Annotated in this window: 19 protein-coding genes; 6 read left to right on the top strand and 13 right to left on the bottom strand. The window is 72.3% G+C overall.

Translation table 11 applies throughout. From position 1 onward, the window contains the following. Positions 1–2: 2 nt before the first annotated feature. From ACFQZY_RS02485 to ACFQZY_RS02495, 3 genes are all read right to left on the bottom strand, one after another. Positions 3–749 carry an energy-coupling factor ABC transporter ATP-binding protein gene (locus tag ACFQZY_RS02485; RefSeq protein WP_377412170.1) on the bottom strand — a complete coding sequence of 249 codons (747 nt, stop codon included), beginning with the start codon at positions 747–749 and terminating at the stop codon, positions 3–5. Between the two features lie 258 nt (positions 750–1,007). Next, positions 1,008–1,850, bottom strand: coding sequence for a MaoC family dehydratase N-terminal domain-containing protein (locus tag ACFQZY_RS02490; RefSeq protein ID WP_377412173.1), 843 nt, complete (start codon positions 1,848–1,850; stop codon positions 1,008–1,010). 39 nt (positions 1,851–1,889) lie between these two features. Continuing rightward, entirely contained in the window at positions 1,890–2,897 is a 1,008-nt protein-coding gene (locus ACFQZY_RS02495; RefSeq protein ID WP_377412176.1) for a tripartite tricarboxylate transporter substrate-binding protein, read from the bottom strand. Positions 2,898–3,095: 198 nt separating this feature from the next. Here ACFQZY_RS02495 and ACFQZY_RS02500 point away from each other — a divergent pair, with 198 nt between their 5' ends. From ACFQZY_RS02500 to ACFQZY_RS02510, 3 genes are read left to right on the top strand one after another with little or no spacing between them, the layout of a single operon-like run. Next, positions 3,096–3,491 (top strand): VOC family protein, encoded by a 396-nt coding sequence (locus tag ACFQZY_RS02500; protein ID WP_377412179.1) that lies wholly within the window; start codon positions 3,096–3,098, stop codon positions 3,489–3,491. A gap of 29 nt (positions 3,492–3,520) precedes the next feature. Beyond that, complete coding sequence (locus tag ACFQZY_RS02505; RefSeq protein ID WP_377412181.1) at positions 3,521–4,483, top strand: D-2-hydroxyacid dehydrogenase; 963 nt, start codon at positions 3,521–3,523, stop codon at positions 4,481–4,483. Continuing rightward, entirely contained in the window at positions 4,480–5,817 is a 1,338-nt protein-coding gene (locus ACFQZY_RS02510; RefSeq protein ID WP_377412184.1) for a glycerate kinase, read from the top strand. The genes ACFQZY_RS02505 and ACFQZY_RS02510 overlap by 4 nt, the downstream gene beginning before the upstream one ends. A 72-nt stretch (positions 5,818–5,889) precedes the next feature. On the opposite strand, the gene ACFQZY_RS02515 is transcribed toward ACFQZY_RS02510, so the two are convergent. The 5 genes from ACFQZY_RS02515 to ACFQZY_RS02535 form a co-directional block, all read right to left on the bottom strand. Continuing rightward, positions 5,890–6,840 carry a LysR substrate-binding domain-containing protein gene (locus ACFQZY_RS02515; protein WP_377412187.1) on the bottom strand — a complete coding sequence of 317 codons (951 nt, stop codon included), beginning with the start codon at positions 6,838–6,840 and terminating at the stop codon, positions 5,890–5,892. A 65-nt stretch (positions 6,841–6,905) separates the two neighbouring features. Continuing rightward, positions 6,906–7,871, bottom strand: a complete 966-nt coding sequence (locus ACFQZY_RS02520; protein ID WP_377412190.1) for a Bug family tripartite tricarboxylate transporter substrate binding protein — start codon at positions 7,869–7,871, stop codon at positions 6,906–6,908. Between the two features lie 58 nt (positions 7,872–7,929). Continuing rightward, on the bottom strand, positions 7,930–8,826 hold the full coding sequence (locus ACFQZY_RS02525; protein ID WP_377412192.1) for an HpcH/HpaI aldolase/citrate lyase family protein: 897 nt from the start codon (positions 8,824–8,826) through the stop codon (positions 7,930–7,932). Next, positions 8,823–10,010 (bottom strand): CaiB/BaiF CoA transferase family protein, encoded by a 1,188-nt coding sequence (locus ACFQZY_RS02530; protein WP_377412195.1) that lies wholly within the window; start codon positions 10,008–10,010, stop codon positions 8,823–8,825. Before ACFQZY_RS02530 ends, ACFQZY_RS02525 begins: the two co-directional genes overlap by 4 nt. Positions 10,011–10,203: 193 nt before the next feature. Next, positions 10,204–11,655, bottom strand: coding sequence for a diguanylate cyclase domain-containing protein (locus tag ACFQZY_RS02535; protein WP_377412198.1), 1,452 nt, complete (start codon positions 11,653–11,655; stop codon positions 10,204–10,206). A gap of 339 nt (positions 11,656–11,994) precedes the next feature. On the opposite strand from ACFQZY_RS02535, the gene ACFQZY_RS02540 reads away from it, so the two are divergent. The 3 genes from ACFQZY_RS02540 to ACFQZY_RS02550 are packed head-to-tail and all read left to right on the top strand — an operon-like array spanning position 11,995 to position 16,070. Then, a complete protein-coding gene (locus ACFQZY_RS02540; protein ID WP_377412201.1) occupies positions 11,995–12,531 on the top strand; it encodes a heme NO-binding domain-containing protein in 537 nt (178 codons plus the stop codon). Continuing rightward, positions 12,528–14,714 carry a putative bifunctional diguanylate cyclase/phosphodiesterase gene (locus tag ACFQZY_RS02545; RefSeq protein WP_377412204.1) on the top strand — a complete coding sequence of 729 codons (2,187 nt, stop codon included), beginning with the start codon at positions 12,528–12,530 and terminating at the stop codon, positions 14,712–14,714. Before ACFQZY_RS02540 ends, ACFQZY_RS02545 begins: the two co-directional genes overlap by 4 nt. Positions 14,715–14,762: 48 nt before the next feature. Beyond that, a complete protein-coding gene (locus ACFQZY_RS02550; RefSeq protein ID WP_377412206.1) occupies positions 14,763–16,070 on the top strand; it encodes a flavin-dependent oxidoreductase in 1,308 nt (435 codons plus the stop codon). Between the two features lie 79 nt (positions 16,071–16,149). Here ACFQZY_RS02550 and ACFQZY_RS02555 read toward each other — a convergent pair whose 3' ends face one another. From ACFQZY_RS02555 to ACFQZY_RS02575, 5 genes are all read right to left on the bottom strand, one after another. Continuing rightward, the gene (locus ACFQZY_RS02555) at positions 16,150–16,968 is read right to left on the bottom strand and encodes an aldolase/citrate lyase family protein (RefSeq protein ID WP_377412208.1); all 819 of its coding nucleotides are present in this window, start codon (positions 16,966–16,968) and stop codon (positions 16,150–16,152) included. Positions 16,969–16,970: 2 nt separating this feature from the next. Further along, positions 16,971–17,954: a Bug family tripartite tricarboxylate transporter substrate binding protein gene (locus ACFQZY_RS02560; RefSeq protein ID WP_377412210.1), complete on the bottom strand. Its 984-nt coding sequence runs from the start codon at positions 17,952–17,954 to the stop codon at positions 16,971–16,973. Between the two features lie 105 nt (positions 17,955–18,059). After that, a complete protein-coding gene (locus tag ACFQZY_RS02565; protein ID WP_377412212.1) occupies positions 18,060–19,070 on the bottom strand; it encodes a transketolase family protein in 1,011 nt (336 codons plus the stop codon). After that, the gene (locus ACFQZY_RS02570) at positions 19,067–19,927 is read right to left on the bottom strand and encodes a transketolase (RefSeq protein ID WP_377412215.1); all 861 of its coding nucleotides are present in this window, start codon (positions 19,925–19,927) and stop codon (positions 19,067–19,069) included. The genes ACFQZY_RS02565 and ACFQZY_RS02570 overlap by 4 nt, the downstream gene beginning before the upstream one ends. A gap of 31 nt (positions 19,928–19,958) precedes the next feature. Beyond that, on the bottom strand, positions 19,959–21,218 hold the full coding sequence (locus tag ACFQZY_RS02575; protein ID WP_377412217.1) for a TRAP transporter large permease: 1,260 nt from the start codon (positions 21,216–21,218) through the stop codon (positions 19,959–19,961). Positions 21,219–21,234: the final 16 nt, after the last annotated feature.

Consider the following 21,234-nt stretch of genomic DNA (forward strand, 5'->3'; position numbering starts at 1 on the left):
TCTCAGTCCGACGCCGTGGCGGCGGACAGGTCGAAGGACAGCACGTGCTCGCGCGCGCGCCGGGCGATGTCGGCCTCGTAGTCGGCGCAGACCTGCGCGCCCGGGCCGTCGCCGCGCACGCGGCCGCGGTCCAGCCAGATCACGCGCTCGAAGCGGCGCACGTGGTCCAGCAGGTGGGTGGAGACCAGCACCTGCTGCGGCGCCCGGGCGATCTCCTCGCGCAGCAGGGCCTGGCCGGGCAGGTCGAGGCTGGCATAGGGCTCGTCGAGCAGCAGCACGCGGGGCGCGGCGATCAGCAGCGCGAGCCAGCACACATGCTGGCGCTGGCCCTGGCTCAGGCTGGAGATCGCGCGCCCGGCCCAGTGGCCGAGGCCGCGGCCGGCGAGCCATTCGCGCGCACGGGCCTGCGCCTCGCGCCGCGCCAGGCCCTGCGCGGTCAGGCCCAGGGCGAGCTCCTCGTCCACCGTGGGGAAGATGATCTGCTCGTCGGGGCTCTGGAACATCATGCCGATGCGGCGGCCCGCGCCGGCGCCCTCGCCCGGCGCCTCGCCGTCCACCAGCACCCGGCCGGCGCGCGGGCGCTCCAGGCCGCAGGCCAGGCGGAACAGGCTGCTCTTGCCCGCGCCGTTGTCGCCGATGAGGCCGATGCGGGGCTCGCGCAGGTGCAGGCTCAGGCCCTCGAATACGGGGCTGGCGCCGCGCACGAGGGTGATGTCCTGCAGGCTGATTCCGGTGGCGTCGGGTGGCATGGCGGGGAGCGCTGGCCGCGAGGCCAGGGCGTGCATGAAAACCTTCGATTATCCGGGGCCGCAGGCGGCGCACTTCGCCAGGCGCCTGGTCCACGGCGCCAGGGCCGCCGGCGCGAGGCCCCCGAGCAGGTCCACGTCGACCACCTGGAGGCCGTCCGCCATGGCGACGTGGCAGCCAACGGTGAAGGCGACCTCCAGCTCAACGAGCGGGACCCGCGCCGCAAACCGAGCGCGGGCTGAGGCCGGCGCAGCTCCCCGTCAAGCCAGCGTGGCGGTCGCCTGCATGGCCAGCGCGCCGGCCGGCGAGCGCGCCCACAGCGTGGCCACGCGCCCTTCCAGCCGTCCGCACACCTCGAAGGGCGCGATGTCGAACAGCGGGCTCACCGCACGGAACTCGTAGGCCGCGATGCGCGCGCCCGGGTGCGCCTGGCGCAGGTTGTCCAGCAGCAGCGTGGCGATCAGCGGGCCGTGCACGATCAGGCCCGGGTAGCCCTCCACCTGCGTGACGTAGGGCTGGTCGTAGTGGATGCGGTGGCCGTTGAAGGTCAGCGCGGAGTACCGGAACAGGAGCACCGGGTCCGGCACGATGGTGCGGGCGAACTGTTCGTCGGTGGGCGCGGCCTTCGCCGCCGCAGGGGCCTGGCCGGGCGCCGGCGCCTCGCGGTACACGATGTCGTGGAACTCGGAGATGCACAGTCCCTGCGCGTCGCTCACCTCGTGGGCCACCTTGACGAACACCAGCGGGCCGGTGCTGCCGGCCTTCTGGCTCACGTCGGCGATGCGCGAGACGCGGCGGATCTGCGCGCCCACGTGCAGGTCGCGGTGGAAGGTGAACTGGCTGCCCGCCCACATGCGGCGGGGCAGGTCCACAGGCGGCAGGAAGTCGCCGCGGCGCGCGTGGCCGTCGGGGCCGATGGCCGACTGCCGCTCGCCGGGCAGGAAGTACATCCAGTGGCCCAGCGGCGGCACCACGCCGCCGGGGGCGAAGGCCTCCAGGTCGCGGTCCAGGGTGGCGGCCAGCAGGCGCATGGGGGCGGGGCTGGCCACATCGTCCAGCGTCATGCTGCGGCCAATCCACTGCGTCAGGTCGGGGGTCGTCATCGGGGGTCCTTTCAGGGGGCGCGCGCGCCCCCTGAAGTATCAGTCGGCGTAGACACCGGCGGCGCGGATCACCGGCCCCCAGCGGTCGGTCTCGGCCACCAGCCAGGTGCGCAGGCCTTCCGGCGTCTGCTTGGCCTCGGGCACCACCTCCGCGCCCAGGTCCTTCATGCGGGCCTGGAACTGCGGGTCCTTGAGCGCGGCGCGCACGGCGCCATTGAGCCTGGCGATCACCGGCTGCGGCGTTCCCTTGGGCGCATAGACGCCGTGCCACACCACCACCTGGAAGCCCTTGAGGCCCTGCTCGTCGAGCGTGGGCGCATCGGGCATCGAGCCCAGGCGGGCCGTCGAGGTGAGGCCGAAGTTGCGCACGGTGCCGGCCTTGATCTGCGGCGTGGTGCTGGTGGTCTGGTCGCACAGCAGGTCGACCTGGCCGGCGAGCAGCGCATTCATGGCCGGCGCGGTGCCCTGGTAAGGCACCGTCTGCAGGTCCAGGCCGATGGCCTGCCGGAACATCAGGCTGCACAGGTGCGACACCGCGCCGAGGCCGGCGTGCGCCATGTTGATCTTGGACGCGTTGGCGCGCAGGTAGGGCACCAGCTCGCGCAGGTTGCTCGCGGGCAGGTCCTTGCGACCCAGCAGGGTCATGGGCACATCGATCGCCTGGCTGATGTACTCGAAGTCGTTCAGCGGCGTCGCCTGCAGCTTGCGGTACAGGGCCGGCGCGGTGGCCATGCCGTTGTGGTGGATCAGGATGGTGTAGCCGTCGGGCGCGCTGCGCGCCACGTGCGCCGCCGCCACGGTGCCGCCGGCGCCCAGCTTGTTCTCCACCACCACGGACTGGCCGAGGTGGTTGCCCATGAGGGTGGCCATCGTGCGGGCCACCACGTCGGTGGGACCGCCGGCGGCGAAGGGCACCACCAGCGTCACGGGCTTGCGGGGGAAGGTGTCAGCCTGGGCCTGGGCCTGGGGCTGGGTCGGGGCCTGGGCCAGCGCAGCGCCAGAGGCGAGCGCGAGCGCCAGGCCCAACAGGGTCTTGCGGCGAATCATGGGTGTGTCTCCTCGGTTCTTGTGGGAAGGCCTGTCGGCCCGCGGGCGCTTCATGCGGCGCCCTGACTGGCAGCCCCGATCATAGGAATCGATCGATAACCCTTCTAGATAGAATTTGGGCGTCATTTCACGGGCGCCGCGCGATCTTTCCGCCGCATGCCGGCCCCACCCCGCGGCAGCATCCCCGAAGGCCGGCGAATGATCGACCACCTGGACCACCTGGTCCTCACCACCGCGCGGCCCGAGGCCTGCGTCGACTTCTACACCCGCGTGCTCGGCATGCAGCTGGAGACCTTCATCGGCGGCACGCCGCCCGTGGCGCGCCAGGCCTTGCGCTTCGGCCAGCAGAAGATCAACCTGCACGTGCAGGGCCGCGAGTTCGAGCCCAAGGCCCACCTGCCGGTGCCCGGCGCGCTGGACCTGTGCTTCATCGCCTCGATCCCGCTGCAGCAGGTGATCGAGCGGCTCGGGGCCTGCGGCTGGCCCGTGATCGAGGGCCCGGTCGTGCGCACCGGGGCCACCGGGAAAATCCGCTCCGTCTACGTGCGCGATCCGGACTACAACCTCATCGAGATTTCCGAACCGGTCGCCTGACCGGCCCCAGCCCTCCCCCACCCTCCGCCATGAAGATCGTCTTCCTGGACCGCGACACCCTGTCGCCCCAGACCACGCTGCGCCGCCCCCGTTTCGAGCACGACCTCACCCTGTACGACCGCACCGCGCCCGCCGAGGTCGCGGCGCGCATCGCCGAGGCCGACATCGTGATCCTGAACAAGGTGCGGCTCACCGCCGACCACCTCGCCGCCGCGCCGCGCCTCAAGCTGGTGGCCGTGGCCGCCACCGGCACCGACAACGTGGACCTCGCCGCCTGCCGCGCCCGCGGCGTCGTGGTGAGCAACATCCGCAACTACGCGGTGCACACGGTGCCCGAGCACACCTTCGCGCTGATCTTCGCCCTGCGCCGCAGCGTCTGCGCCTACCGCGACGCGGTGCGCGCCGGCCGCTGGCAGCAGGCCGGCCAGTTCTGCTTCTTCGACCACCCGATCCGCGACCTCGCCAACTCCACGCTCGGCGTGATCGGCGACGGCGTGCTGGGCCAGGCCGTCGCCGCCATGGGCCGCGCCCTGGGCATGCGCGTGCTCATGTCAGGCCACAAGGGCCGCACCGGCCAGGGCCGCCTCTACACCCCCTTCGAGCAGGTGCTGGCGCAGTCCGACGTGATCACCCTGCACTGCCCGCTCACGCCCGCCACCCGCCACATGATCGGCGCGCCCGAGTTCGCCGCCATGGCCCGCCGCCCGCTGCTGGTGAACACCGCGCGCGGCGGCCTGGTCGACGAGGCCGCGGTGGGCCCGGCGCTGCAGGCCGGCCACATCGGCGGCGCGGCGTTCGACGTCACCTCCACCGAGCCGCCGCCGGCCGACCACCCGTTCATGGCCCTGCTGGATCGCCCCGACTTCATCCTCACCCCGCACGTCGCCTGGGCCAGCGACGAGGCCGTGCAGTCCCTGGCCGACCAGCTGGTGGACAACATCGAGGCCTTCGTCGCCGGCACGCCGGTGAACGTGGTGGAGCCCAAGGCGTGACGGCCGTCCTCCAGGACCCGGGCAGCCTGAAGGACCTGAACGACCCGCGCGCGCTGCTTCGGCACCTCTACGAGGTCGCCGTGCGCAGCGCCCAGCCCCTGCACGGCCTCGGCCCGCACCTGCCTGCGGTGCCGCGCGGGCGCACCGTCGTCATCGGCGCGGGCAAGGCCGGCGCCGCCATGGCCCAGGCCGTGGAGGCGCTGTGGCCCGCCGACGCGCCGCTGTCGGGGCTGGTCATCACCCGCTACCACCACACCCCGCCGCGCCCCGCGGGCCTGGCGCAACGCATCGCCGTGCGCGAGGCCTCGCACCCGGTGCCCGACGCCGCCGGCCTCGCCGCCACGCGCGAGATGGTCGCGTTGTTGCAAGACCTGACCCCGGACGACCTCGTCCTGTGCCTGATCTCCGGCGGCGGGTCGGCGCTGCTGGTGCAGCCGGCCCAGGGCCTCACGCTGGAGGACAAGCAGCGCATCAACCGCGAGCTGCTGCTCTCGGGCGCGCACATCGGCGAGATGAACTGCGTGCGCAAGCACCTCTCGCAGATCAAGGGCGGGCGCCTGGCCGCCGCCTGCGCGCCCGCGCAGCTGGTGACGCTGGCGATCAGCGACGTGCCGGGCGACGACCCGGCGGTGATCGCCTCCGGCCCCACCGTGCCCGACCCGACCACCTGCGCCGACGCGCTGGAGATCCTGGACCGCTACCGCATCACGGTGCCCGCCGAGGTGCGCGCGCGCCTGGAGCGCGGCGAGCTGGAGACGCCCAAGCCCGGCGACGCCGCCTTCGCCCGCAGCCGCTTCACCCTGGTGGCCACGCCCTGGCAGTCGCTGCAGGACGCGGCGCAGGCCGCGCGCGCCCTGGGCCTGCCGGCCCACGTGCTGGGCGACGACCTGGAAGGCGAGTCGCGCGAGGTGGGCAAGGTCCATGCGGCGCTGGCACGCAGCGTCGCCCGCCGCGGCCAGCCCTTCACCCGGCCCTGCGTGATCCTTTCCGGCGGCGAGACCACGGTGACGGTACGCCCGGTGCCCGAGGGCCAGCCGCGCGGGCGCGGCGGGCGCGCCGGCGAGTTCTGCCTGGGCCTGGCCCAGGCCCTGCAGGGCGAGCCGGGCGTGTGGGCCCTGGCGGCCGACACCGACGGCATCGACGGCGTGGAGGACAACGCCGGCGCCTGGGTCACGCCCGATACGCTGGCGCGCGCCGCCGCCGCCGGCCGGTCCGCCCTGCAGCACCTGGAGCGCAACGACGCCTACGGCTTCTTCGCGCCCCTGGGCGACCTGCTGGTCACCGGGCCCACGAACACCAACGTGAACGACTTCCGCGCGCTCCTGGTGCTCTGAGACGCCGCGAACGGGCCCGCCCCAGGCCCGCCAGGCCCGCCTTTCCCGCGCCCGGGGCGCGGGCCGGCAGGCTCAGCCCGCCACCAGGCTCGCCGGCCAGGCCTTGGAGCGCACCAGCGCGCGCAGTTCCTCGCACACCAGCTCCCGCACCGCGGCCGCCGCCGGCGTGAGCGGGCGCGTGAGCGAGCTGGCGCAGACGATGGTGCGCACGATGTGCGGCGCGCGCAGCGTGGCGCTGGCCAGCCGGCCGGCGGCCACCTCCTCGGCCACCGCCCCGGGCGAGAGCACGGTGCAGGCCATGCCGGCCTCGACGGCCTTCTTGATCGCCGGCAGCGAGTCGATCTCGCCCACCACGTCGAGCGCGACATCGTGCTGCTGGCAGGCCTCGTCGACGATCCGCCGCAGGCCATGGTCGCGCCCGGGCAGCAGCAGCGGGTAATGCGCGAGCCGCGCCAGCGGCAGGCTCGCGGGCAGGTGCTGCCCGGCCGCCGCAGGGAGGCCGGCGCCACCGCAGGGGCCGATCAGCGAGAGCTTCTCCCGCAGCAGCGGCGTCTGCAGCAGCCAGGCCTCCGCAGGCCCCTCGAACAGCACGCACAGGTCCAGCCGGCCGTCACGCAGCCATTCGCGCAGGTAGCCGCTGTGGCTCTCGACGAGGCGGGGCCGCACGCGCGGGAAGCGCTCGCGCAGCCGCAGCAGCAGGGGCAGCGTGGCCACCAGGGCCACGGTGGTGGGCAGGCCGATGCTGACCTCGCCCGCGAAGTCCTGCTCGCCGGCCTGCACCGAGATGCGCGCGCGCTCCACATCGGCCAGCACCACGCGGGCATGCTCGAGGAAGCGGCGGCCGCTGGCGGTGAGCGCCATGCCGCGGCTGGAGCGCTCGAACAGCGTCGCGCCGAGCTCGGCCTCCAGGGCCGCCATGTGCTGGCTCAGCGCGGGCTGGGCCACGTGCAGGGTGCGCGAGGCCTTGAGCAGGCTGCCGGCGTCGCTGACGCCGACGAAGTAACGGAGTTGTCGCAGGTCCATGGGCAAGCGCGGTCGGGGCCGCAGCTTAGCCGACGGCCTGCCGGCGCTCCGGGGCGCCGCCTCGATCAGTCGACGCTGGCGCCCGACGCGAGCACGATCGGCTTCCACGCCGCGAGGTCGTTGCGCAGCATGGTGGCCAGCGTGTCCGGCCCGCCGGTGAGCTTCTCCACGCCGAGGGTGGCGAACTTCTCGATCACGTCCGGCGCGGAGACCGCGGCCTCCACCTCCTGGGCCAGCTTGCGCACGATCGCGTCCGGCGTGCCGGCAGCGACGAACAGGCCCACCCACAGCTCCCCCGAGAACCCGGGCAGCGTCTCGGCGATCGCCGGGATCTCCGGCGCATAGGGCGAGCGGCGCGGCGAGCTCACGCCCAGGGCGCGCAGCTTGCCCGCCTTGATGTGCTGGATGCACGAGGGCAGGCTGGCGAAAGCCATGGGGATCTGGCCGGCGAGCACGTCGTTCAGCGCGGGGGCCACGCCCTTGTACGGCACATGGCCCAGGGTCAGGCCGGCGGCCTGGTTCAACATGGCGCCGAGCAGGTGGTTCAGCGAGCCGTTGCCGGCCGAGGCGTACTGGTACGGCGGCTTCTGCGCCTTCGCGGCCTCGACGAACTCGCGCATGGTGCGCGCCGGGAACGAGGGGTGGACCACCAGCACGTTGGGCACCACGCCCACCGGCGCCACCGGGGTGAAGTCCTTCACCGGGTCGAAGCCGGTGCGCTTGTACAGCCAGGGGTTGATGGCCTGGGCGCTGCTGATCGTGAGCAGCAGCGTGTGGCCGTCCTTGGGCTGCTGCGCGGCGTGCACCGTGCCGATGTTGCCGCCGGCACCGGGGCGGTTGTCCACCACCACGGACTGGCCCAGCTTCTCGCCCAGCTTCTGGGCCAGGATGCGGCCGACCGCGTCGTTGGTGCCGCCGGGGGCCTGGGGCACCACCATCTGGAGGGTGCGGCTCGGCCAGGCCTGGGCGAAGGCGGAGCCGGCCAGGCCGGCGGCGGTGGTGGCGATGCAGAAGTCGCGGCGGGAAATCATGGGAGTCTCCTGTGTGTCTCGGTGTTTGTCTTGGAAGGGGACGGGCCGTGGCCGGCAATCAGCGGGACGCGAGCCCGGCCTCGCGCAGCAGGCCCAGGGCCCGCAGGTACACGGGCTTGTCGATCATGCGGCCCTCGAACTTGATGGCGCCCTGCCCCTGCGCGTAGCCGTCCTCGAAGGCGGCCACCAACGCGCGGGCGTCGGCGACCTGGGCGTCGGTGGGCGTGTAGCAGGCATTGACCGCCTCCAGGAACTTGGGGTGGACCACCACCGCGCCGCGGAAGCCCAGCGAGCGGGCCTGCTCCAGCACGCGCGTGAAGGCCTCGACCTCGCCGAGGTCGGCGATGGAGGCGATGAAGCCGATCGGCTGGATGCCCGCCGCGCGCGCCGCGTGCAGCAGCATCAGGCTGGGGCCGTACAGGGCCTCGGGCGTGGGGTGGCCGCCGCAGTCCAGCGAGAAGTCCTCGCTGCCGAGCATCATCCCCAGGGTGCGCGGGTCGGCCGCGGCGATCTCGTGCAGGCGCGGCAGGGCCACGCAGCTCTCGACCTGCAGCACGAAGCGCACGCCGCCGGGCGGCATGCCGGCAGCGGCCTCCAGCGCGCCCACCAGGCCGGACAGCAGCTGCACGTCGCGCGGGTGTTCCACCTTGGGCAGCAGCACCACGTCCAGCCCCGGCCGCACCGCGGCGCGCAGGTCGGTGACGGCGGTGTCCAGGTCGCCGTTGATGCGCACGGCCGCGGCCTGGCCCGCGGCCTTCACGGCGGCGATGCTGGCGGCCAGGCGGTCGCGCGCCAGGGCCTTGCGCGCCGGGTGCGTGCCGTCCTCCAGGTCGAGGATCACCACGTCGGCCGGCTTGCCGGTGGCGCTGGCGAGCAGGCGCTCGTTGTCGGCGGGGACGAAGAGGAAGGAGCGGTACAGGCCGCGGGCCGTGGCCTGGGTCGCGGCCCGGGTCATTGCGCGCCCTCCCTGGCGGCCGGGCGCAGCCAGCGTTCGTTGTCCTGCCCGATCGCGGGCGCGGCGCGGCGGATCGGGGGGCGCTGGCCGTTGATCTTGTAGGGCGCGGCATGGATCGCGAGCGCCTGGCCGTCGGGCGCCTGCGTGGGCACCAGCAGTTCGCGGTCGCGGATGTAGGGGTGGTCCATCAGGTCGGCGATGTCGCAGACCGGGCCGGCGGTGATGTCGCGCTCGGCGAAGAAGTCGAGCGCCTCCTCCAGCGTGAGGGTGGCCAGGTGGTCCTGGATCAGGCCGTCCAGCGCGTCGATGTTGGCCAGGCGCGCCTCGTGCGTGGCAAAGCGCGGGTCGCTCAGGCCCTGGGGGTAGCCGATGCCCTCGAACAGGCGCGCCAGCGTGCCCTCCATGCCGGCCGAGAGCGCGACCCAGCGGTCGTCACGGGTGCGGTAGGCGTTGCGCGGGGCGTGGGTGGGCGAACGGCTGCCGGAGCGCGGCACGACCTGGCCCGTGAGCTGGTACTCGGCGGCCTGCGGGCCGAGCACCGAGAACAGCGGCTCGAACAGCGACAGGTCGATCTCCTGCACCTGGGGCGCGGCGCTGGACTTCTGGCGGTGGAAGGCGGCCAGGGCCAGGGTGGCGCCGTAGAGGCCGGCCACCGAGTCGGCCATGGCGAAGGGCGGCAGCACGGGCGGTCGGTCGGCGAAGCCGTTCATGGCGGCGAAGCCGCTCATGGCCTCGATCAGCGAGCCGAAGCCGCCCTTGCCGGCGAACAGGCCGGTCTGGCCCCAGCCCGAGATGCGGGCCACGACCAGGCGCGGGTTGAGGGACTGCAGCGTGTCCTTGCCCAGGCCCATGCGCTCCAGGGTGCCGGGACGGAAGTTCTCGACGAGGATGTCGGCGCGGGCGATGAGGTCGCGCAGGTGGGCCATGCCGGCGTCGGTGCGCAGGTCCAGCTCCACGCTCTGCTTGTTGCGGGCATAGGCCAGCCAGTAGGTGCTGACGCCCTTGCGGCGCCAGCCGCGCAGCTCGTCGCCCTTGCCGGGAGGCTCGACCTTGACGACATCGGCGCCCAGGTCGGCCAGCACGTGGGTCATCAGGTTGCCCGACACCAGCCGCGAGAGGTCGATGACGGTGACCCCGGCCAGGGGCAGTTCGGCAGGGGGAAGGGATGCGGATTCTTGGGTCATGGGGCTCCTCGGAGCCCGCATCCTAGGCACACGCAAGATATCGGGGAAATAGAGTCTTCACCTACCGGGTAGACGGATTCCGTCTACCCCGGCGACCCCAGCTCCCCCGCCAGCCGGTCCAGGTTCTGCTCGTTCGCCGGCTCGACGATGTGGGCCACGGCCGGCGGAAGCGCCGGCCCGGGCGCAGGAAGGGTCAGGCGACCTTGGCCTTGCGCCGGTACATGTCCTGGTCGGCGTGCATCAGCAGGGCATCGGCGCTGTCGCCGTCGTCCGGGTAGACCGCCAGGCCGATGCTGGCGCCGACCTGCATCTCGATGCCGCCGATCGAGATGGGCGCGGTGAGCGTGCGGGCGATGCGCGCGCGCAGCTGGACCAGCGCATCGTCCTCCGGCAGCGGGTCGAGGACCACCACGAACTCGTCGCCGCCGATGCGCGCCGCCATGTCGCCGCCGCGCACGCAGGCGCGGATGCGGCCGCCCACCACCCGCAGCACCTGGTCGCCGGCCGCATGGCCGAAGCGGTCGTTCACCGGCTTGAAGCCATTCAGGTCCATGTACAGCAGGCCCACCCGCTCGCCATTGCGCGCCGCATGCGCGACGGCCTCGTTCAGGTGGTTCATCAGCGCATGGCGGCTTTGCAGCCCGGTCATCGAATCGGTCATGGCCACCTGCTCCAGTTCTTCGCGTTGACGGGCCTGCGCGCTGACCCGCCGCGCCAGCAGGGCCATGCCGATGCCCGTCACCCACATCAGGCCCAGGCCGACGACGGTCTTGAGCTGGTCCTCGGCGATGGCCCACTCCACCGGCTGGTAGACCGTGCGCGAGCTCAGGCCCAGGACGACGTACACCGGGTAGGGGTCCAGCCGCTGCCAGTGGCTGATGCGCTCGACGTCGTCGATCAGGGAACGGGCGATGAAGCGGCCGGCCGGTGCCGCGCCCGGCGCCAGGAACGGGCGCGTGGGGTCAGCGCTCTTGCCCAGGGCCGATTCCATCTCGCGGTTGCGGGCCATGAACTCGCCGGTCTGGCGGATCACCGTGAGGCTGTCGTCGGAACCCAGCGTCACGGCGGCCAGCGCCTCCTGCAGGTAGCCGGGCGACATCGACATCACCAGCACCCCGGCGAACTGCCCGTCCCGCGTGATGGGCCGGCTGAACTGGATGGACCACTGCCGGGAGACGCGCCCCAGCAGCGGCTTGCTGATGAAGAGGCGGTCACCGCCGCCCTCGCGGTGGACGGTGAAATGCTCGCGGTCGCCGAGGAAGACCTTCCCGGACATGCCGAGGTTGGAGTAGGCGAGGTAGCCGTCGGCGCCGATGACGGCGATCTGCAGCACCGCGCCGGCGGGCAGCCGCTCGATGGCCGTGCGCACCAGCGGCTCGAACCCGGCGCCACGCCCTTGCGCATAAGCCGCGGCGAGGTCGCGCGCGGTGATGTCGACGGTGCGGAACAGGAGGGAGACGGCCGAGGTCGCCGCGCTGGTGACCTGGGCCGCGCGCAGCTGGGCCTGGGCCTCGGTTTCCGCGCGCAGGCGGGCGGAGGAATTGGCGTGCTGCCACACCAGCGCCCCCGAGACGAGCAGCAGCAACGCGACGACCGCCGTCCCGAAGGTGCGGGATTCGCTCCAGTGCTTTTTCTGTTGGGGCACCACAGGGGCGCCCTGCGGGGGCTGGGGGGACATGGGCGACCGCGCGGCGCGGGCGAAACGTCAATGACGCAAATAGTAGTCCAAAAACGGATTCATTTGCATACAAACATAACAATCGAAGTACAAAAAACGCTCGATTCGAACGGTAAGTGTTGCATCCGGGACACAACGAAGTCTCCGGCATTCACCGTCGCCGATTCGCAACTTTCGAAATAGATTATTTGTCCCGTATTTCCAGCGAAAACGGGGTTTTCTCGCATCAAATAATTTCTAATATGGCGAGAATGGGTGGTTCCGTCCGCGCGGCCGATGCCGGCCCGTGGCGTCGCAGGAGATCGAATGCTGGGACTGGTATTTACCGAACTCATTGAAATGGTCGAGGACCGGTTTTCGCCGGAGGTCGCGGATCGCATGCTCGAGGCCGTGGAGGACCAGGGCGGCGGCGTCTACACCGCGGTCGGCTCCTACCCCCACGAGCAGGTCGGCGCCATGGTGGCGCGCCTGGCCGAAATCACCGGCGTGCCCGCCGACGACCTGGTGCGCGCCTTCGGCCGGCACCTGCTCACGCGCTTCGCCTCCTCCCACCCGGCGCCCTTCGTGCGCCACCCCGACGTCTTCGACTTCCTGGCCTCGATCGACACCGACATCCACGTCCAGGTGCGCAAGCTGTACGCCGCGGCTACGCCGCCGCGCTTCCAGGTCCTCGAGCGTGACGAGCGCACGCTGCGCCTGCAGTACCTCTCGCCGCGGCGCATGGAATCGCTGGCCCTGGGGCTGATGGAGCAGCTCGGCGAGCACCTCGGCCAGCCGTTGCACATCGAGGTCGAGCCGGGCGACGGGCCCACCGTCTTCAGGATCCACAAGGTGGCTGCGTGAGCGTTCGCGAGCCGCCGCAGGAAGCCGCGCCCGGGCTCCTGCAGGAACTGCACGAGAAACTGCAGGCGCAGGCCCTGCAGTTCAAGCGCCTGGAGCGCCGCAGCGAGCGCGAGCGCCTGGCGCGCAAGGAGGCCGAGCGCCTGCTGGACTTCAAGAGCGCCGAGCTGTTCGAGGCCCTGCAGCAGACCCGCGAGAGCGAGCGTCACCTGCAGCTGGCCCTGTGGGCCAGCGGCGAGGGCATCTGGTCCTGGCAGGCCGAGGGCGACCTGATGGAGGTGCGCCACCTGGTCATGGCCGACCAGCCCGTCGAGCCGCTGCAGGACACCGCCACCCGCCTGCGCCACATCGTCCACCGCGAGGACATGCTCGGGTTCTCGCTGGCCTGGAGCCTGGTGACCACCGGCTCGCGCGCCGACATCGACGCCGCCTGCCGCGTGCGCTGGCGGGGCGAGTGGCGCTGGGTGCGCCTGCGCGGTCGCGGCGTGGAGCACGGCGCGCAGGGCCAGGCCCGCCGCATCGTCGGCACCATCAAGGACATCACCCGCCAGCGTGAGGCCGACCGCTCCCTGCGCCTCATGGCCCACGCCTTCGCCAACACGCATGACGCGATGGCGGTGGTCGACGGGCGCTGGCGCGTCGTCGAGGGCAACGTGGCCCTGGCGCGCCTGCTCGCGATGCCTCCCGCGGAACTCCCCGGCCTCGCGCTGCTGGACCACCTGAACCTGCCCGTCTACAAGCTCACGAAGGACGAGGCCTGGCGCGGCGAGCTGCTCCTGAGCGGCCGCGGCCAGCCGGTCGAGGTCGACGTGGTCGTGACCGCGGTCGACCCGATCGAGGGCGAGAGCCAGTACACCGTGGTCGCCCTGCAGGACGCGCGCGAGCGCAAGCGTGCGCAGGAGGAGCTGCGCCGCCAGGCGCTGTCCGACGCGCTGACCGGCCTTCCCAACCGGACAGCCATCCTCAAGCACCTCGAGGAGGTGCTCCAGCGCGGCGAGCCGGCCGGGCTGCTGTTCATCGACCTGGACGGCTTCAAGCAGGTGAACGACGCCGCCGGCCACGCGGCGGGCGACGACCTGCTGCGCGAGCTCGCCATGCGCCTGGGCTTCGCGGTGCCCCCGCCCGCCTTCGTCGGCCGCTGGGGCGGCGACGAGTTCGTGGTCGTGGCGCCCGGCCAGGCCGAGGAGCACCAGGTCCGCGCGCTGGGCCACGCCATCCTGGAGCGCTGCCGCCAGACCGTGCCCACGCTGGACCGGCAGGTCGCGGTGGGCGCCAGCCTGGGCGCGGTGCTGGCCCCGCGCGACGGCCTGGACGCGGCCACGCTCATCCGCCGCGCCGATGCCGCCATGTACCGCGCCAAGGAGAGCGGGCGCAACCAGCTCGCCTTCTTCGAGCCGGCCCTGGAAACCGCGGTGCGCCGGCGCGCCGGGCTGATCACGCAGCTGCGCCTGGACGCGGAGCAGGACGGCTTCGACTTCCATGTGCAATCGATTGTCGACCGCACCGGCACCGTGGTGGCCGGCGAGATGCTGATGCGGTGGAGCACGGCGGCCTTCGGCGCCGTCTCCCCGGCCGAGTTCATTCCCCTGGCCGAGGAGGCCGGTCTGATGCCGCGCATGGGGCTGCACGCGCTGCGCTGCGCGACGCAGGCCGCCCTGCAGCTCGACGGCCTGGGCAGCCCGGCGCAGCTGGCGGTGAACCTGTCCGCCCGGCAGTTGCAGGACAGCGGCCTGGCCGACCGGCTGCTGGCCATGTGCGCGCAGCGCGGCGTGCCGCCCCGGCGGCTGGTGCTGGAGCTGACCGAATCCACCTACCTCGGCGACATGGCGGTGGCGGTGCCGCAGCTGCATGCCCTGCGCGAGGCCGGCTTCGGTCTGGCGCTCGACGACTTCGGCACCGGCTACTCCTCGCTGAGCCAGCTGTGCGACCTGCCCTTCTCCAAGGTGAAACTGGACCGCACCTTCGTGCGGGAGCTGGGGAGCAGCCCGCGCGCCAGCGCCATGCTCGAGGGCGTGGTCCAGATCTGCCGCGGCCTGGGCGTGACCACGGTGGCCGAGGGCGTGGAGACGCAGGACCAGTACCAGCGCCTGATCGACCTGGGCGTGGACCTGTTCCAGGGCTACCACCTCGGGCGCCCGCAGCCGCTGGAGCAGTGGCTGCAGGCGGTAGGCGCGGCGGTGCGCTGAGGCGCCGCGGCCGCCGGGTCGCCCGCGGGCATGCCGGACAATGCCGGCATGAACGACAACCACGAGAACGAAACCCTGCAGGCCCCCGTGCTGATCGCCGGCGGCGGCATCGGCGGCCTGAGCCTGGCCCTCACGCTGCACCAGCTCGGCGTGCCCTGCCTGGTGTTCGAGGCGGTGGCCGACCTGCAGCCCCTGGGCGTGGGCATCAACCTGCAGCCCAACGCGGTGCGCGAGCTGTTCGACCTGGGCTTCACCGAGCAGGCGCTGGACGCGGTGGGCATCCAGGCCCGCGAGTGGGCCCTGGTGGGCCGCAACGGCAAGGACATCTACGCCGAGCCGCGCGGCCGGCTGGCGGGCTACCACTGGCCGCAGTACTCGGTGCACCGCGGGCAGCTGCAGATGATGCTGTACCGCGCCGCGCTGGAGCGCCTGGGCGCGGGCTCGCTGCGCCTGGGGCACCGGGTCACCGGGTACCGCAACGAGGCCGACGGCGTGGTCGCACGTATCGAGACCCGGGACGGCCGCCTGCTGGAAGCGCGCGGCGCGCTGCTGGTGGCGGCCGACGGCCTGCACTCCGCGGTGCGCGCGCAGATGCACCCGCAGCAGCCCCCGATCCACTGGGGCGGCGCGATCATGTGGCGCGGCACCACGCCGGGCGTGCCGATCCGCTCCGGCGCCTCCTTCGTGGGCCTGGGCAGCCTGAAGCACCGGGTGGTCTTCTACCCCATCTCGCAGCCCGATGCGGCCACCGGCCTGGCCACCATCAACTGGATCGCCGAGATCACGGTGGACAACCGCGAGGGCTGGACTCAGGGCGACTGGAACCGGCGCGTCGACGTGGCCGACTTCATCCACCACTTCGAGGGCTGGGACTTCGGCTGGCTGGACGTGCCCGCGATGCTGCGCGGCGCCACCGAGGTCTTCGAGTACCCCATGATCGACCGCGACCCGGTGCCCACCTGGGTCGACGGCCGCGTCGCCCTGCTGGGGGACGCCGCCCACGTGATGTACCCGGTGGGCTCCAACGGCGCGAGCCAGGCCATCGTCGACGCCCGCGTGCTCGGCGCGGCGCTGGTGCAGCACGGCGTGCGGCCAGAGGCCCTGAAGGCCTACGACGAGCGCCTGTGCGCCGACATCTCGGCCCTGGTGCTGCGCAATCGCGGCGCCGGCCCCTTCGGCCTGCTGGGGCTGGTGGACGAGCGCTGCGGCGGCGTGTTCGACGACATCGACGCGGTGATCCCCGCCGCCGAGCGCGAGGCCTTCATGGCCCGCTACAAGGCCGCCGCGGGCTTCGCCATCGAGACGCTGAACGCGGCCCCGCCCACCCTCGCGCCGGGGGCGCGGGTGGCGGGCTGAGGCGCGCGGCCCCGGCTGCGGCGAGGGCGCGCAACGCGGGCCGGCGCAACGCGGGCCGGCAATGCGGCCCCGCGCGGCCTCAGTAGTGGCCGGCGATGCGCCCCGCCGGCGCGTCCTTGCGGAAGCGGGCGGCGGCGGCGTCCAGGCCGTTGCGCAGGACCAGCATGTCCAGGGCCACGGCGACGAACTGCGCGCCCAGGTCCAGGCACTCGCGGGCGCGGGCCTCGTCCACCATCAGGATGCCGGGGGCCTTGCCGCAGGCGCGGATGCGGCGGATCGCGTCGTTGATCGCGGCGTCCACCTCCGGGTGGCGCAGGTTGCCCGGGTGGCCCAGGCTGGCGGAGAGGTCGGCCGGGCCGATGAAGATGCCGTCGACCCCGTCGACCGCGGCGATGGCCTCGATCTGCCCCAGCGCCTCGCGCGTCTCCACCTGCACCAGCAGGCACAGCTCCTCGTGGGCACGGGCGACGTAGTCGGTGGTGCGGCCGAAGTTGGAGGCGCGCACCGAGCCGCCCATGCCGCGGATGCCCTGGGGCGCGTAGCGGATGGCGCGCACCGCGGCGCGGGCTTCGTCGGCGTTCTGCACGAAGGGCAGCAGCAGGCTCTGCGCGCCGATGTCGAGGTAGCGCTTGATCATGACCAGGTCGTTCCAGGCGGGCCGCACCACGGCCGACACCGGGCGCGCACCCGGGGCCGGCGTGGCGGCGGCGGCGGCCTGCAGCTGGCCCAGCATCTGCGGCACGTCGGAGGGCGTGTGCTCGGTGTCCAGCAGGATCCAGTCGAAGCCGGCGCCGGCGGCCAGCTCGGTGACATAGGGCGACGGCAGGGTCGACCAGACGCCGATCTGGGGCTGGCCCGCCTGCAGGGCGCGCTTGAACTCGTTGGGTCGCAGGGACATGCTCACTCCACGCGGATGTTGCCGGTCTTGACCACCTTGGCCCACTTGTCGACTTCTCCGCTGATGTAGTCCGCATTGTCCTGCGGCGTACCGGGGCTGGGCGTCATGCCCAGGCTGGCCAGGCGCTCCTTCACCTGGGGGGACTGGATCGCGTTGTTCAGGGCGCGGTTCAGGCGCTGCACCAGGTCCGCCGGCATCTTCGGCGGGCCGGAGATGCCCACGTACGACTCGGCCACCACGCCGGGCAGGCCGGCCTCGGCCAGGGTGGGCACGTCGGGCAGCGAGGCCAGGCGCGTGTGGCCGGTGACGGCGAGCGCGCGCAGGCGGCCGGCCTTGACCTGGGGCACGGCCGATGCGCTGTTCACGAACAGGAACTGCACCTGCCCGCCCAGCATGTCGGCGACGGCGGGCGCGTCGCCCTTGTAGGGGACGGCGGTGACCTCCACGCCGGCCACCTGCTTGAGGAGTTCCATCGACATATGGCCCGAGGCGCCCAGGCCGGTGATGGCGAAGGTGGCCTCGCGCGGCTTCGCCTTGGCGAAGGCCACCAGGTCCTGGACCGACTGGCCCTTGAACGCGGACGAGGCCAGGAGCACGTTCGAGGTCTTGGCGACCAGGCCGATGTGGGTGAAGTCCTTGCGGGCGTCGTACTTGACGTTGGGGTTCACCAGCTGGTTGATGCCGTGGGTGCCGGGGCCGGTGGCCACCAGGGTGTAGCCGTCGGGCGCGGCCTTGGCCACCTGGTCGGAGGCGAGCGATCCGTTCACGCCGGGCTTGTTCTCGATCACGATCGGCTGGCCCAGCTCGCGCGACATGGGCTCGGCCACCGCGCGGGCCACCACGTCGGTCTGCCCGCCCGCGGGGAAGGGCACGACCAGGGTGATGGGCCGGGCGGGCCAGCGGTCCTGGGCGAAGGTAGGCAGGGGGACGGCGGCGGCGGTGGCGAGGCCGAGCGCGAGTGCGGCCCGGCGCGTGGTGTGCTTCATGGTGGCTCGTGAGTGGATGGACTCACGATCATTGACGAGCGCTCCGGGCGGTCCACCTCGTGGATACCCTCGCCCTCCCGGGCCCCCGCCCCGGGAGGCCGGGCCTCAGGCCAGCCAGCCCCTGACCCGCTGCCCCAGCACCTCGCGGCTGATGCCGTAGCGGTCATGCAGCGTGGGCAGCGCGCCGGCGTCGAGAAAGGCGTCGGGCAGGCCGGCGAGCTGGAAGCCTGCGGGCTGCACGCGATGGCGCAGCAGCGCGCTGGCCACCGCCTCGCCCAGCCCGCCGACCACGCTGTGGTTCTCCGCGACCACCACCAGGCGCGGCTTCGCGCCCACCGCCGCCACGATGGCGGCCTCATCCAGCGGTTTGATGGTGGGGCAGTGCAGCACCGACACGCCGATGTTGTCCTGGGCCAGGTCCTGCGCCACTTCCAGCGCGCGCATGGTCATGATGCCACTGGAGATCACCAGCACGTCGTTGCCTTCACGCAGCATCTTGGCCTTGCCCAGTTCGAAGCGGTAGCCCTCGATCTCGTCCAGCACCAGCGGCACGTTGCCCCGCAGCAGGCGCATGTAGACCGGGCCCTGGTGGGCGGCAATCTGCGGCACGGCCTGCTCGATGTCCAGCGCGTCGCAGGGGTCGACGATGGTCAGGCCCGGCACGCCGCGCATCATGGCCAGGTCCTCGGTGGCCTGGTGGCTGGGGCCGTAGCCGGTGGTCAGGCCCGGCAGCGCGCAGCAGATCTTGACGTTGAGGTTCTCCTCGGCGATCACCTGATGGATGAAGTCGTAGGCGCGCCGCGTGCCGAACACCGCGTAGGTGGTGGCGAAAGGCACCAGCCCCTCCTTCGCGAGGCCCCCTGCCGCGCCCATGAGGAGCTGCTCGGCCATCCCCATCTGCATGAAGCGCTCGGGGTAGGCCTGTGCGAACAGGTGCAGGTCGGTGTACTTGGCGAGGTCGGCGGTCAGGCCTACGACCTCGGGCCGGTTCGCCGCGTACTCGACGAGCGCCTTGCCGAAGGGAGCGGCCTTCACCCGCTGCCCCTCGGAGGCGATGGAGGCGATCATCGCCGAGGTGGTCAGGCGGGGCTTCTTGTCTGCGACGGCGGCGTTCATGCCGAGGCTCCTTCGAGGGTGGGGGCGGTCTGGTCGAGGATGTCGAGGGCCTGCTGCCACTCGGGCGGGTCGACCCGGATGAAGTGGTTCTTGTCACGCTGCTCGAGGAAGGGCACGCCCTTGCCCATGAGGGTGTCGAACAGGATCACGCGCGGCTGGGGTTCCTTCAGCGCGCGTGCCGTGTCGAAGGCGGCGAGGACCGCGGGCAGGTCGTTGCCGTCCACGCGCTGCACGTGCCAGCCGAAGGCCGCCCACTTGTCCGCGAGCGGCTCGAAGCCCAGCACCTTGGTGGAAGGGCCGTCGGCCTGCTGGTTGTTGATGTCCACCAGGCAGACCAGGTTGTCCAGCCGGTGGTGGGCGGCGGACATGGCGGCCTCCCAGGTGGAGCCTTCGTCCAGCTCGCCGTCGGACATGGAGTTGTAGACGAACGCCGGGTTCTTCTTCTGCTTCAGGCCCAGGGCCATGCCCACGCCGATCACCAGACCCTGGCCCAGCGAGCCGCCGGAAATCTCCATGCCGGGCGTGTACGTGGCCATGCCGGACATGGGCAGGCGGCTGTCGTCGCTGCCATAGGTTTCCAGCTCGGCCTCGGGGATGATGCCGGCCTCGATCAGCGCCGCGTAATGGGCGATGGCGTAGTGGCCGTGCGAGAGCAGGAAGCGGTCGCGGCCCTCCCATTCGGGATCCTCCGGGCGCAGGTTCAGGGCGTGGCGGTAGGCCACGGCCAGCACGTCGGACCAGCCCAGGGCCTGGCCCACGTAGCCCTGGCCCTGCACCTCGCCCATGCGGACCGCGAAGCGGCGAATGCGCCAGGCGGCCGAAGCCAGTGCCGCCAGCGTGGCGGGGGATTGGTTCATTGGAAACTCCTTGAAGGGGTGGGGGGCGGCTTCAGCGCAGGATGCTGGCCGGCACGTAAGACACCAGGGCGAGCACGCCGAAGGCGACAAAGTAGAAGGGCCCCAGCTCGCGCACCGTCTGGCCGACCTTGACCTTGGCCAGGGCGCTAGTGATGAACAGGGTGGTGCCCACGGGGGGCGTGTACAGGCCGATGGCCAGATTGACCACCATCATGATGCCCAGCTGGGTCATGTCCATGCCCACGGACTGCGCCAGGGGAACGAATACCGGCGTGAGCAGCAGGATCGCGGCGGGCAGGTCGATGAACATGCCCAGGAACAGCATCAGCAGGTTCATCAGCAGGATCACCAGCCACTTGGACTGCACGTTCGCCTGCACCCACTGGCTCACGCCCTGCGGCATCTGGTCGAAGGTGAGCAGCCAGCCGATCGCGGCCGAGGTCATGATGACCAGCAGCACAACCCCGGTGGCCAGGCCCGCATGGACGACGGCGTCGTTCAGCCGCTTCCAGCCCAGGTCGCGGTAGATCACCGCCGAGACCAGGCCGGCGTACAGCGTGGAGAGCACGGCCACCTCGGTCGGCGTGGCAATGCCGAAACGCAGGAAGATGATGATCAGCACCGGCAGCACCACCGCCGGCGAGGCGTAGGCCAGGTGCCGCAGGAAGGCAGCCCGGTCGAACGGCGTGAGGTCGCGGGGGAAGTTGCGGCGGCGGCCGACCCACCAGCACGCGGCCATGAAGCCCCCGCACATCAGGATGCCGGGCAGCACGCCGGCCACGAACAGCGCGGCGATGGAAGCGTTCGAGCTGAGCGCGAACAAGATCAGCGGGATCGACGGGGGAATCAGGATGTCGATCGTGGCGGCCGAGGCCAGGGTGGCGGCCGAGAAGGCGGCGGGGTACCCGAGGCGCTTGTGCCAGGGAATCAGCAGGGAGCCGATGGCCGAAGCGTCGGCCACGGCCGAACCCGAGACACCGCCGAAGAGCGTGGACGACAGCACGCCCACCTGCGCCGGGCCGCCATGGAAGCGGCCGATCAGCGCGGACAGCACGCCCACCAGCGCCTCGCCCAGCTTGCCGCCCATCATCAGGGTGCCGGTCAGCATGAAGAACGGGATGGCGATCAGGGGGAAGCTCTGGACCTGGGCCACCATCTGCTGCACCAGCAGGTCCAGCGGCACCTTGTCCGAGGCGGCGGCGGCCGTCATGGCTGCCATCAGCAGCGCATGCGCGATGGGCATGGCGATCACCGCCGAGCCCAGGAAGACGAAGAGGATCAATGCGCTCATGGCAATTCCTTCAGGG

Source organism: Ramlibacter sp. GCM10027632 (assembly GCF_042675325.1).
In the GTDB taxonomy this organism is placed as follows: domain Bacteria; phylum Pseudomonadota; class Gammaproteobacteria; order Burkholderiales; family Burkholderiaceae_C; genus Ramlibacter.

Excerpts from the sequence above, each read along its gene's own strand:
- ACFQZY_RS02555 (WP_377412208.1), bottom strand. The coding sequence starts at position 16,968 with ATGTCCCTGCGACCCAACGAGTTCAAGCGCGCCCTGCAGGCGGGCCAG.
- ACFQZY_RS02495 (WP_377412176.1), bottom strand. The coding sequence starts at position 2,897 with ATGATTCGCCGCAAGACCCTGTTGGGCCTGGCGCTCGCGCTCGCCTCT.
- ACFQZY_RS02570 (WP_377412215.1), bottom strand. The coding sequence starts at position 19,927 with ATGAACCAATCCCCCGCCACGCTGGCGGCACTGGCTTCGGCCGCCTGG.
- ACFQZY_RS02515 (WP_377412187.1), bottom strand. The coding sequence starts at position 6,840 with ATGGACCTGCGACAACTCCGTTACTTCGTCGGCGTCAGCGACGCCGGC.
- ACFQZY_RS02485 (WP_377412170.1), bottom strand. The coding sequence starts at position 749 with ATGCCACCCGACGCCACCGGAATCAGCCTGCAGGACATCACCCTCGTG.
- ACFQZY_RS02500 (WP_377412179.1), top strand. The coding sequence starts at position 3,096 with ATGATCGACCACCTGGACCACCTGGTCCTCACCACCGCGCGGCCCGAG.
- ACFQZY_RS02530 (WP_377412195.1), bottom strand. The coding sequence starts at position 10,010 with ATGACCCAAGAATCCGCATCCCTTCCCCCTGCCGAACTGCCCCTGGCC.
- ACFQZY_RS02490 (WP_377412173.1), bottom strand. The coding sequence starts at position 1,850 with ATGACGACCCCCGACCTGACGCAGTGGATTGGCCGCAGCATGACGCTG.
- ACFQZY_RS02505 (WP_377412181.1), top strand. The coding sequence starts at position 3,521 with ATGAAGATCGTCTTCCTGGACCGCGACACCCTGTCGCCCCAGACCACG.
- ACFQZY_RS02565 (WP_377412212.1), bottom strand. The coding sequence starts at position 19,070 with ATGAACGCCGCCGTCGCAGACAAGAAGCCCCGCCTGACCACCTCGGCG.
- ACFQZY_RS02575 (WP_377412217.1), bottom strand. The coding sequence starts at position 21,218 with ATGAGCGCATTGATCCTCTTCGTCTTCCTGGGCTCGGCGGTGATCGCC.
- ACFQZY_RS02560 (WP_377412210.1), bottom strand. The coding sequence starts at position 17,954 with ATGAAGCACACCACGCGCCGGGCCGCACTCGCGCTCGGCCTCGCCACC.
- ACFQZY_RS02540 (WP_377412201.1), top strand. The coding sequence starts at position 11,995 with ATGCTGGGACTGGTATTTACCGAACTCATTGAAATGGTCGAGGACCGG.
- ACFQZY_RS02520 (WP_377412190.1), bottom strand. The coding sequence starts at position 7,871 with ATGATTTCCCGCCGCGACTTCTGCATCGCCACCACCGCCGCCGGCCTG.
- ACFQZY_RS02525 (WP_377412192.1), bottom strand. The coding sequence starts at position 8,826 with ATGACCCGGGCCGCGACCCAGGCCACGGCCCGCGGCCTGTACCGCTCC.
- ACFQZY_RS02550 (WP_377412206.1), top strand. The coding sequence starts at position 14,763 with ATGAACGACAACCACGAGAACGAAACCCTGCAGGCCCCCGTGCTGATC.